The 11,351-nt window shown below is 69.7% G+C and carries 11 protein-coding genes; 5 read left to right on the top strand and 6 right to left on the bottom strand.

The features are described 5' to 3' along the window. On the bottom strand, positions 1 to 671 hold a 671-nt coding region (locus AB0305_RS21150; RefSeq protein ID WP_366173930.1), incomplete at its 3' end, for a DUF222 domain-containing protein. A gap of 354 nt (positions 672 to 1,025) precedes the next feature. Between AB0305_RS21150 and AB0305_RS21145 the strand changes: the two genes are divergently transcribed. The 4 genes from AB0305_RS21145 to AB0305_RS21130 all read left to right on the top strand — a co-directional run bounded on the left by AB0305_RS21145 (position 1,026) and on the right by AB0305_RS21130 (position 4,467). Beyond that, complete coding sequence (locus AB0305_RS21145) at positions 1,026 to 1,787, top strand: aminoglycoside phosphotransferase family protein (RefSeq protein ID WP_364135844.1); 762 nt, start codon at positions 1,026 to 1,028, stop codon at positions 1,785 to 1,787. A gap of 140 nt (positions 1,788 to 1,927) precedes the next feature. Beyond that, positions 1,928 to 2,533 (top strand): malonic semialdehyde reductase, encoded by a 606-nt coding sequence (locus tag AB0305_RS21140; RefSeq protein WP_364135847.1) that lies wholly within the window; start codon positions 1,928 to 1,930, stop codon positions 2,531 to 2,533. Between the two features lie 20 nt (positions 2,534 to 2,553). Next, positions 2,554 to 3,189: a hypothetical protein gene (locus tag AB0305_RS21135; RefSeq protein ID WP_364135850.1), complete on the top strand. Its 636-nt coding sequence runs from the start codon at positions 2,554 to 2,556 to the stop codon at positions 3,187 to 3,189. A 102-nt stretch (positions 3,190 to 3,291) separates the two neighbouring features. Next, positions 3,292 to 4,467 (top strand): GGDEF domain-containing protein, encoded by a 1,176-nt coding sequence (locus tag AB0305_RS21130; protein ID WP_364135853.1) that lies wholly within the window; start codon positions 3,292 to 3,294, stop codon positions 4,465 to 4,467. A gap of 101 nt (positions 4,468 to 4,568) precedes the next feature. Here the strand turns inward: AB0305_RS21130 and pgm are convergent, their stop codons facing one another. Then, positions 4,569 to 6,242 (bottom strand): phosphoglucomutase (alpha-D-glucose-1,6-bisphosphate-dependent), encoded by a 1,674-nt coding sequence (gene pgm, locus AB0305_RS21125; RefSeq protein WP_290257038.1) that lies wholly within the window; start codon positions 6,240 to 6,242, stop codon positions 4,569 to 4,571. Between the two features lie 162 nt (positions 6,243 to 6,404). Here pgm and AB0305_RS21120 point away from each other — a divergent pair, with 162 nt between their 5' ends. Next, positions 6,405 to 6,878 (top strand): DUF4190 domain-containing protein, encoded by a 474-nt coding sequence (locus AB0305_RS21120; RefSeq protein WP_364135856.1) that lies wholly within the window; start codon positions 6,405 to 6,407, stop codon positions 6,876 to 6,878. Here the strand turns inward: AB0305_RS21120 and AB0305_RS21115 are convergent. The 4 genes from AB0305_RS21115 to AB0305_RS21100 form a co-directional block, all read right to left on the bottom strand. Continuing rightward, positions 6,868 to 7,737 carry a phosphotransferase gene (locus AB0305_RS21115; protein WP_364135859.1) on the bottom strand — a complete coding sequence of 290 codons (870 nt, stop codon included), beginning with the start codon at positions 7,735 to 7,737 and terminating at the stop codon, positions 6,868 to 6,870. The genes AB0305_RS21120 and AB0305_RS21115 overlap by 11 nt on opposite strands. 5 nt (positions 7,738 to 7,742) lie before the next feature. Continuing rightward, entirely contained in the window at positions 7,743 to 9,212 is a 1,470-nt protein-coding gene (locus AB0305_RS21110) for a peptide MFS transporter (RefSeq protein WP_364135862.1), read from the bottom strand. Positions 9,213 to 9,313: 101 nt separating this feature from the next. After that, positions 9,314 to 10,426 (bottom strand): alcohol dehydrogenase catalytic domain-containing protein, encoded by a 1,113-nt coding sequence (locus tag AB0305_RS21105; RefSeq protein ID WP_364135865.1) that lies wholly within the window; start codon positions 10,424 to 10,426, stop codon positions 9,314 to 9,316. Between the two features lie 112 nt (positions 10,427 to 10,538). After that, positions 10,539 to 11,351 (bottom strand): amidase family protein (locus AB0305_RS21100; protein WP_366173925.1); only part of this gene is annotated, 813 nt, incomplete at its 5' end.

The raw sequence follows: 11,351 nt of genomic DNA, 5'->3' as shown, positions 1-11,351 counted from the left end.
CGGGCGACCCGGGTCAGGAAGTCCGGGTCATGAACCGCCGCGACCGTGGTCAGGACTTCTTCCATCCGGGTCACGGTGGCCGTGTCGGTCAGGAGTCGGACCCGGTCCAGTGCCTGGGTGATGATGGTCGCGGACCGGGACGGGACCTCCCCTCCCGCGAACGCCGCGGCGAGTTCCTCATGAACGGCCGGGATCGGCTGGCCGGACAACCCAACACGGGGCAGGACTTCCCCGGCAAGGCAGAGGCGGCGGTGGGCTTCGGCGGCGCTGATCCGCAAGCGGTCCCGCAGGAAGTCCGTGGTCCGCCGGTACCCGTCACCCTCCGGCCCGCAGGTGATGGCTTCCGGGGCGGCACCTGGTCCGCCGGCCTCGTCCTCACCGGTCAGCCCCGCGCCGCCGCGCGTGGATGCTGCCGATATCGCCGCTTGGGTGCGCGTCCGGTCGACAGCGCCCGCCGCAACAACCTGGAGGAACTCCACGGCCCGGGCGAGCTCCTCCACATCCCCGGCGAAAGCCGCCGCCTCAGTGAAACCCAGCACCCCAGCGTCGTCGACCGCAGACGTGCAGAACTCCCGCAGCGAAGCAGCGATATCCCCCAACGCAATACCGCCGCACCCGCCAGCGACCGGTCCGGGGACCGGAAGAAACGAAACCGCAGCCGTTGCGTTCATGGGTTAATCCTGCCGCCGACCACTGACAATCAAGCCCGCGCAGGCAGGACGCATGCCCCAGTCACCGACCGGCCAGTGAGCCGGTAGATACGAAACCGCAGCCGTTGCGTCCATGACTCGACTATCCCGCCGACCACTGACAATTAACCTCGCCCAGGCGGGCCGCATGCGCCCGTCACCGACCGGCCAGTGAGCCGGTAGATACGAAAGCGCAGCCAGTGCGTCCATGACCCAATACTCTCGCCGGCCTCTGACAATTAAGCCCGCCCGCCAACCGGGGCAGCCAAGGCTGCCCACAACAACGCCCGCCAACCAAAAACCAGCACCAGCCCCGGAACCGCATAGATTGGTCCGGTGGAGAACGAAGAGGTCCTGGACGGCGGCAACTCGAGCGTCGTGGTGCGCGTGGGGGACACCGTCCGCCGCAACACCGGTCCATGGACACCCGCGGTACATGACTTCCTCCACGCCCTCCACGCCGGCGGCGTCACCAACGTCCCGGAAGCGCTCGGCCTCGACGAGCAGGGCCGCGAGATCCTCACTTTCGTGCCGGGCGACGTCGTCCGCTACCCACTCCCCGCCTGGATCTGGCACCCGGACATCCTCCGCGACGCCGCCACCATGCTGCGGAAAATCCACGACGCCGGAGCCCACCTCGCGGACACAAGCCGGCCCTGGCTTTTGGCCACCCACGAACCGGCAGAGGTGGTCTGCGCCAACGACTTCGCCCCCTACAACATGGTCTTCCGGGACCGGAAACTCGCCGGGGCTTTCGACTTCGACGCCGCCTCTCCCGGTCCCCGCATCTGGGACGTCGCCTACCTGGCCTATCAGCTGGTGCCCTTGATCGAGGGGACCGGTTCCGGGGAACCCGCGGAGGAGGAAAAGCAGGCCCGGCTGGACGACCTCATCGAGGCCTACGGCCAGCCCTTCGCCCACACCGACATTTTTGAGACTCTCGGCCGGCGGCTGCTGGAACTCGCGGAGTACTCCGACCAGCGCGCCGTCGAGACCGGACGCACGGAACTGCACGAGCATGCCGCGGGCTACCGCCGGGACAGCGCCCGGATGATCGCCCGCGCACAGGCGTCGGATGTGGCTGATCTCACGCCCTGAGGCGGGAAGCGGCCGCTGAAGGCGCCGGTTAATTCCTAAGACAGCAGCGCTCCCAATGCACGGACAACGCGCGGAAATCCACGGACAACGCACGGACCGGGCCGGGAAGCAGCAACGCAGACCAGGGAAAAGAGACGCACATGACCATCGCCCACGAAGAAGCAGTAATCGACGCCGAGGCGGTAGACGCCATCTTCGCCCAGGCACGCACCGCTAACGCCTTCACCGGCGAGGTCACCGACGAGCAGGCCCGCGCCATTTACGAACTGACCAAGTTCGGCCCCACCGCCTTCAACTCCCAGCCGCTGCGCATCACCTACGTCCGCTCGGACGAGGCCCGCGCCACGCTAGTGGACGCCCTGTCCGCCGGTAACCGCGCCAAGACCGCCTCCGCTCCGCTGGTCGCCACCCTCAGCACCGACACCGCTTGGCACGAACAGTGGGACGCCTTCCTCCCCGGTTACAACGCCCCGAAGGCCATGTACGACGCCTCCCCGGACCTCGCCGCCGCCACGGGCAACAACAACGCCCACCTGCAGGCCGGTTACTTCATCCTCGCCGTCCGCTCCCTCGGCTTCTCCGCGGGCCCCATGACCGGCGCCGACTTCGCCGCGATTGACGCCTCGTTCTTCCCCGACGGCAGCCAGAAGAGCTTCATGGTGGTCAACATCGGCCGTCCCGCCGAAAACGCCTGGGGCGCCCCGAAGCCGAAGTTCGCCTACGAGGACGTCGTCCGCACCGTCTAGCTCGGTGGCAGACTGGGCCCATGCGGAACCTGGTGGCCGTCGCCTTCGTAGAACCCGTCAGCGCGGGGCAGGTCTTCGCCCGCGACGCGTGGCCCCTGCACATCACACTGGTGCGCTTCGACGTCGCGGACCCGCCTGCGGAGGCAAAGGACGACGACGGCGGGTACCGGGCCCCGGCGTCGGGCGCAGCGCCCTCGGCGTCATCGCCCGTAAATCCGGAGACCGGTCCAACGGAAGCCGGTCCGTCGGAGACTGGCCCGCAGGAGACTGGCCCGCAGGAGACCGACCCGTTGGCGGACGAGGTCGCCCGGCGGATGGACCCGGTGGTGCGCGCCGCGCTCGGTGAGGTCCTCACGGCCGGGGAACCGGCCAACTTCGGCCGTAACGGCTCCATCCCGGTCACCCTGATCGAACCCAACGAGCGCCTGCAGCAGCTGCACGAAGGGCTGCTCGACATCGTCGAATCGCTGCACGGGCGGGTCGCCACCGGTGCCTACACCCGGTCCGGCTACCGCCCCCACGTCTCCCACCAGGGCGCCAAACTGCTGAAGACCGGTGACCGGCTGGTCCTCGACCGGGTCGCACTGGTGGACATGGCACCGGGCGGAACCCACAGTTCCCGCAAGGTCCTGACGCTGTGGGATGCCACATTGTGAATGAAGCTCTTCATTTGTATCCCGTGGTGCCATACTGGGGGCACATGGGGAGTCTGACACCGCTGAAATGGGGTCACCGGGTGCTGGCGGGAGAAAAAGCGGATGGTGCTTGATACGTCGACCCTGCGAGTTTCCTTGGCCGTCGTCACGCTGACGCTGCTCTTCCTCTTCTTCTTCATCACATACCGCAAAACCCGCTCGGCCTACAGCGCATGGTGGTGTTCCGCGCTGCTGCTGTTCCTCACCGGCTCCGCCTCCTATCTGCTGGACGGAACCGTGCATCAGGAATGGGCGAACCCGCTTGGGAACACCCTGCTGGTCGGCGGCGCCGGGGCCATGTGGGCGGGGGCCCGCTCGCTGCGCTCCACCAGTCCAAAGATCTGGTACCTGATCGCAGGTCCGGTTCTCACCGGTATCGTCTCCGTCCTCGACAACCCGGCCACGAATAACTGGTCCGGTGGCCCGGTGCTCCTCGGCCTCATGGCCCTCATGCTGGGGCTTTCCTCGCGCGAGCTCTTCCTCCTCGAGGTCGATTACTCCCGCGTCCACAGGCCGCTCGCCTATGGCTCCGCCCTGCTGACCATCTTCTACGTCGGCCGCCTGGTGGTATTCCTGCTACAGGGGCCGAACAGCCCGGTCTTCGAAACGTACTTCGGCTCGGTGGTGACCACCATCCTGACCACGATGGTTCTGGTGGTGGCCTCCTTCACCATGGTGGAGCTAAGCAACGAGCAGCTGACCCGTGACCTCCGGTCCCGGGCGACGATGGACGGCCTGACCGGGCTGCTGAACCGGACCGCGTTCATGGACCTCGCGGCCGAGGAACTTCGCCGGCTCAGCAACGCCCGGACGCCTGCAGCCCTGGTGCTCGCCGACCTTGACCACTTTAAGACTGTCAATGACCGGTACGGCCACGCCGCCGGCGACGTGGCGCTGCAGGCATTCGCGGAGGCGTGTACCGAATCGGTCCGCTCCACCGACCTGGTGGGCCGCTACGGCGGCGAGGAGTTCATCATGCTCCTGCCCGGCGTGAGCCCCGAGCGCGCCGAAGACATGACCGCTACCATCAGCAGGCGGCTGCAGGAAAAGCAGCCCCAGGTTGAGGCCAAGCTTCCCACCGTCAGCTATGGGATTACCGCCACAGGGGCGGGCCGGGCGGACCTGAAGGCCTTGGTGGAGTGCGCCGACGCTGCCCTCTACCGGGCCAAGACCCAGGGCCGCGACCAGTCTGTGCTGGCGGCCAGCCTCGGCGAGGAAGAGACCGCCGGCACCGTCTGAGCCGGCCGGGTCAGGAAACCGGGGCGCCGCAGCGCCCCGAGCGTCCGCCGAAGCGGACGCGCACGCCAGGCCCGGGGCGCCGCAGCGCCCCGGGGAACGGGTCAGGAGATGACCGAGTCCACCAGCGCCTTCGCCTCGGCCTGGACCTGCTTGAGGTGTTCCTCGCCCTTGAAGGACTCGGCGTAGATCTTGTACACGTCCTCGGTACCCGACGGGCGGGCCGCGAACCAGGCGTTCTCGGTGACCACTTTGAGCCCGCCGATGGCCGCACCGTTGCCGGGAGCCTCGGTCAGCTTGGCGGTGATCGTCTCGCCGGCCAGTTCCGTCGCGCTGACGTCCGAGGAGGAGAGCTTGCCCAGCGCGGCCTTCTGCTCGCGGGTCGCGGCCGCGTCGATCCGGGCGTAGACGGGGTCACCGAACTGGTCGGTCAGACCTTTGTACAGCTCCGACGGCGAGCTGCCCGTGACGGCGGTGATCTCGGAGGCCAGCAGGGCCAGCAGGATGCCGTCCTTGTCGGTGGTCCAGACGCTGCCGTCCATTTTGTTGAAGGAGGCACCGGCGGATTCCTCGCCGCCGAAGGCACCCTCGCCGGAGAGCAGTCCGGGGACGAACCACTTGAAGCCCACCGGTACCTCCACGAGCTTCCGGCCCAGGCTTTCGGCGACCCGGTCGATGATCGAGGAGGAGACGAGGGTCTTGCCGATCACGGACTGGGGGTTCCAGCCGGTGCGGTGCCGGTACAGGTAGTCGATGGCGACGGCGAGGTAGTGGTTGGGGTTCATCAGCCCACCCCGGCCGTTGACGACGGGCGTCACGATGCCGTGGCGGTCGGCGTCGGCGTCGTTGCCCGTGGCGATGTCGAAGGGGGCGGCGCCGTCCGCGCCCGCTCCCATCCGCTGGATCAGGGACGCCATGGCGGCGGGGGAGGAGCAGTCCATCCGGATCTTCTCGTCCCAGTCGAGGGTCATGAAGGCCCACTGCGGATCCACGGTGGGGTTCACCACGGTGAGGTTCAGGTGGTGGCGTTCGCCGATCTCGCCCCAGTAGTCCACGGAGGCGCCGCCCATCGGGTCCGCGCCGATCCGAACGCCGGCGTCGCGGATGGCGTTCAGGTCCAGGACGGAGGGCAGGTCGTCGACATAGCTGGAGAGGAAGTCGAACTTGCCGGTGGTGCCGGCGGCCATCGCCTCGGCGATCGGAACCCGCTTGACGCCGCGGAGGCCGTTTTCGAGCAGCTCGTTGGCGCGGTTGGCGATCCAGCCGGTCGCGTCGGTGTCCGCCGGGCCGCCGTGCGGGGGGTTGTACTTGAAGCCGCCGTCGCCGGGCGGGTTGTGGCTGGGGGTTACCACGATGCCGTCTGCCTGCGGGGCGCCGGCCGCGGCCTTGTTGTTGTGCGTCAGGATCGCGTGGCTGAGGGCCGGCGTGGGCGTGTAGCCGTGGCGGGCATCGATCAGCACGTGCACGCCGTTGGCGGCAAGGACCTCCAGCGCGGAATTCTGGGCCGGCTCGCTCAGGGCGTGCGTGTCCTTGGCCAGGTAGAGCGGGCCGGTAATGCCCTGCCCGGCGCGGTATTCCACGATTGCCTGCGTGATGGCGAGGATGTGCGGCTCGTTGAACGAGGCCTTGAGGCTGGAGCCCCGGTGGCCGGAGGTGCCGAACACCACCCGCTGCCCGGGGTCTTCGAGGTTCGGCGCGACGTCGTAGTACGCGTCGAGGAGCGCTGTGAGGTCAACAAGGTCCTGGGGTTGGGCAACTGTGCCCGCGCGGCTAGCCATGGCTCCAGCATGCCAGAACCGTGGGCCCGGTGGCACGGTTTGGTCGCAATGCGGCCGCGGGTGACGGCGGAAACGGCGGCGGGAGGGCGGCGGGAACGGCTGCCGCCCGGGCCGGCATCGCGGCGGTACGCTGGACGAACACACGTCAACAAGGGGAGTGCCATGACCGAGCAGACCGGGCAAGGGTACGACGGCGGCTACCGCGGTCAGGTGCCGCCGATGCCACCGTCCGCGCCCCACCAGGGAGGCCTCGCCGGCGGTTACGGCCCTGCCGGCTCGGGTATGGGCGGCCCCGGCGCCTACGGACCCCCGGACTACCGGGGAGGCGTCCGGCAGCAGCCTCCCGCCGTCGACGCCTACGGCCAGCCGCTCTACTACCCGGTGCCCGCGGCCCCGAAGGGCCTCAGCATCGCCAGCCTCTGCTGCGGCATCGCGGCCTTCCTGGGCCTGGGATTCTTCCTGCTCCCGCAGCTCGCCGCCGTGCTGCTGGGGCACCTGGCCCTGCTCCGCGAACCGGGCGGCCGCGGCCTGGCCATCGCCGGACTGGTCCTCGGCTACATCGCGATGGCCATCACGCTGCTGGTGGTCATCGTCCTGGGCGTCGCCTTCTCCAACGCGGAGTTCGTCACCCGCTAAGGGCCTCCAGCAGCCGCCCGGCGTTGGCCTCCAGCCAGTCGCGCCGGCGCAGGATCAGTCCGCCCACGCCCTCATCCCACATCCTGGCCCAGCCGCCGCCGAGCGTCCGGGCCCGCTCCTGCATCCGGCCGTAGCTCAGCTCCGCCGCCTCGATGCCCAGGGCGGGCACCCGGCGTCGTTCTTCCGGGGTCCAGCCGTAGGCGTCGGCGAAGACGCGGAGCCGGTGGAAGGGGTCCGTGCCGGCCCAGCCGGGCCAGACGTCCTCCGGGGCCAGCAACGGCACCCAGTGCATTGCCGCGTTGTACGAATCACGCAGGGCAGTGGTGGGACCGGCAAGGTCGAAGTCCACCAGCCCCGCGGCCAGGCCGTCCCGGACCACTACGTTCTGCGGCGTCACGTCCAGGTGGCACACGAGGACCGGGCCGTCGGAGGCTGTGGCGCCGGAATCAGGAACAGGGAACGGCCGGTCCGGGAACGGGTGGGCGTCCGGGACGAAGCCGGCGGAGGCCCAGTGCAGCCGGCGGACCAGCCGGGCTACGGAGGCCAGCAGCTCCTCGGACTGCACCCAGGGTTCCGGCTCGGCCCCGGCGCACGACCCCGGCAGGTAGGTCAGCACGTCCCGGCCCTGAGCGTCGCGGCCCAGGAACCGGGGCGAGCCGTCGAACCCGGCGTCCTCCAGCCAGTCCAGGTACGCCGCGACGGCGAGGCTCTGGGGCTGGTGCGGCCGGCGGATGGTCCCGCCGACCCGCACCACGCCCTCAGTAACATCGCCCGCCGGCATGAGTTCGACGTCGGACGCCTCGCCGGGAGCGGGGACGTAGACGCGCGCCTCAACCGGCGGGCGATGCGGGGTGCTCATTCGGCCTAGCGTACGCCGCCCATGAGCTTCTTGATGGCCGGGGATGCGGCCGCGAGGCCGACCGCCAGGACCATCGCGGTGCCGCCGACGCCGATGAAGTACGGCAGCTCATCGTCAGGGTTGTAGAGGCCCGAGAGGATGCCGGCCAGCGTGGTTCCGAGCGACACCGACAGGAAGAACAGCGCCACCATCTGGGTGTGGAACGCCTGCGGGGCCAGCTTGGTGGTCACGGACAGGCCGATCGGGGAGAGGAACAGCTCCGCGAGGGTGAACAGGAACAGGATCCCGATCAGCGCCAGCAGCGGGGTCTTGCCGCCGCCGGCCAGCGGAATGAACGCCAGGAACGCCAGGCCCATCACGAACAGGCCGATGGAGAACTTCAGCGCCGAGCCGGGCTGCTTGCGGCCCAGCCGGGTCCACAGCGCGGCCATGACGCCGGCGAAGATGATGATGAACACCGGGTTGATCGACTGGACCCAGGCGGCGGGCATTTCCCAGCCGAAGAGGTTCCGGTCCAGCTTCTCCTCCGAGTACACGGCGATGAAGGTGAACTGCTGCTGGAAGAGGGCCCAGAACGCGGCCGAGGCGATGTACAGGGGGATGAACGCGGTCACGCGGCCGCGCTCCAGCGTGGTGACCTTCTTGCTGCTGTAGATCAGCACGAAGTACAGCACCGAGGCGCCGATCGCGGCGTAGGCCATGGACATGGCCAGGTTATTGGCGTTGACCGCGCCCGTGCCCAGCAGCAGGGCGATGACGACGACGATCGCCGCGAAGATCAGGCCGTAGCGGGTGCGCTGGGTGGCCGGCAGCGGGTTGGGGACGCGGTGCGCCTCGGCCGGGAGCTTACCGCGGCCCATGGCGTAGATGCCCAGGCCGATCGCCATGCCGATGGCGGCCGCGCCGAAGCCCCAGTGGAAGCCCTGGCTTTCCTGCAGCCAGCCGGTCACCAGCGGGCCGATCAGGCCGCCGGTGTTGATGCCCATGTAGAAGATGGAGAAGCCGGCGTCGCGGCGTTCGTCCTTTTCCCGGTACAGGCTTCCCACCAGCGCGGTGGCGTTGGCCTTCAGGCCACCGGAGCCGATGCCAACGAGCACCAGGCCGGTGATCAGGCCGGGGATGCCCGGGATCAGCGCCAGGCCGATGTGGCCGGCCATGATCATGATCGCGGAACCGAAGAGGACCCGCTCGGAGCCGAAGAGCCGGTCGGCGAGCCAGGCGCCGAGGATGGTGGAGAGGTAGACGCCGCCGCCGTACGCGCCGACCAGGCTGGCGGCGAGGGCCTTGTCGATCTCGAGGCCGCCCTGGGTGGCCGAGAAGTACATGTAGTACAGGAGGATGCCCTGCATTCCGTAGAAGGAGAATCGCTCCCACATTTCTACGGAGAAGAGGCTGGCCAGCATTTTCGGGTGGCCAAAGAATGAGGTGTCGCCCGGCGTAGTCGCGGGGGGATCAGCTAAATGAGTTGTGCTCATTTACTTAATGCTGACACCGGAGCTCGGGATTGTCACATTCGGAACGGCCCCGGCGCAAGTCAATACCGGGGTGTTTCGCGATGTTTCCGCACGTGGATCCGCTAGTCGGCGTCGAACAGGATGACCTGCCGAACGGCCTTCCCGTCGGCCAGCTGGTCCATGGCCTCGTTGATCCCGGACAGGCTGATCCGCGAGGTGATGAGCTCCTCCACCGGCAGCTTGCCCTCCCGCCAGAGCCGGGCGTAGGTGGGGATGTCGCGGGCCGGGACCGCGGAGCCGAGGTAGCTGCCCACGATGGTCCGGGCCTCCGCCGTGATGGTCAGCGGGGAGAGGTGCGCGAGAGCGTCCGGGGCGGGCAGGCCGGCCGTGACGGTGGTGCCGCCGACGGCGGTGGCCGCGAACGCGGTCTCGAAGGCGCGCGCGCTGCCGGCGCACTCGATGACGAAGCGCGCCTTCACGCCCAACTCGGACAGTTCCTGCGGGGCGTACGCCTCGTGGGCTCCGAGGCGACGGGCGTGTTCCAGCTTCTCCGGGAGCGTATCAACGGCGATGATGCGGGAGATCCCCTGGGACACGGCGGTGATCAACGCGGCCATGCCGACGCCGCCCAGGCCCACGATCATCACGCTGTCCTCGGGGCGCGGTTGCGCGGCGTTAAGGACGGCCCCGCCGCCCGTGAGGACGGCGCAGCCGAGGACAGCGGCGATGTCGGCGGGAATGTCGTCGTCCACGGGGACGGCGGAGGCGCGGTCGACCACGGCGTGGCTGGCGAAGCCGGAGACGCCGAGGTGGTGGTGGACGGGTTGGCCGTCCCGGCTCAGGTGTCGGCTGCCGTGCAGCAGGGTGCCCTCGTTGTTGCTCTTGGAGCCGGCGGTGCAGGGGAGTCGGCCGTCGGCGGCGCAGTTTTCGCACTGTTCGCAGCGGGGCAAGAAGGACATCACCACACGCTGGCCGGGCGCCAGGTCCGTGACCTCGGCGCCGACCTCGACCACCCGGCCGGCCGCCTCGTGGCCGAGGAGCATCGGGACGGGCCGGACGCGGTTCCCGTCCACGACGCTGAGGTCCGAGTGGCAAATGCCCGCGGCCTCGAGCTTGACCAGGATTTCGGTGGGGCCGGGGCCGGTAAGTTCCAGGTCCGCGATGCTGATGGGTTTGGACTCCGCGAACGGCCGGGACCGGCCGATCTCCTCAAGCACTGCTCCGGTGATCTTCATCGATCCCTCTTCCGTCCTCGGGGCCGCCAGTGGCCGTGTCCGCTCCAGTAAACCGCAGGCGGGGGCGGCCGGGAAATCCGCGTCGCCGGCCCGGTGGTTCAGAAAGCCGGCGTCAGTAGCCCAGTTGCGCCGCGACCTGCAGGAGCAGGGCCTCCGAACCCATCGGCCCGACCAGCTGGATGCCCATCGGCAACCCTTCGCCCGGCCGCCCGCCGGTCCAGTGCACAGGGATGCTGATGGCAGGGAGCCCGCAGACGTTGATCATGGAGGACCAGGGCGCGAACTGGCACTGCCGGCGGTAGTCCTCGTCGGCGTCGCCGGCCCACTCCGCGGCGGGCCAGTACCCGTCGCCGTGCACGGCCCCGGTGAACCAGCCCACCGGGCGCGGGGTCTGCGCCAGCGCGGGCATCAGCATCAGGTCCCACGCCCCGTACTGGGCCAGGGTGTCCCGCTGGAAGGTCCGCAGGAAAGACAGGGCCTCCTCCAGCTTGGCCGCGCTCCGCTGCTGCGCGCGGCGCCGGAACGTCCGGGTCAGCGGGGTCAGCAGCGGTTCGCGCTGCGGCGGGATCCGGGCGCTTCCGACGCCGGCCGTCCAGGCGGTAGTGAACGCCGCCGGATACCGGTTGTCGTACCGGATGGACGCCTCGCCGGTCCGGTGCCCGGCCCGCTCCAGCAGGTCGATTCCCGCGGCCAGCGCGGCCAGGGCCTCGGGCTCGGGGGCGATCGGGTAGGCGGCCTGCCACGGGCTGTCCAGGCTGACGCCGATCCGGAGCGGGGGAGGGGCCTGCCCGGTGCGCTCCAGATACCCGGGCCGGCCAGGCTCGGGCGGTGCGAGGGCGTCCAGCAGGAGCGCGGCGTCGGCGGCGGAGCGCGACAGCGGCCCGGCCACCACCAGCCCGGCCCGGTCGCCGGGGCTCTCCCCGGC

This window comes from Arthrobacter sp. NPDC080086, assembly GCF_040702285.1.
This window is presented reverse-complemented; position numbering and strand designations above follow the sequence as displayed.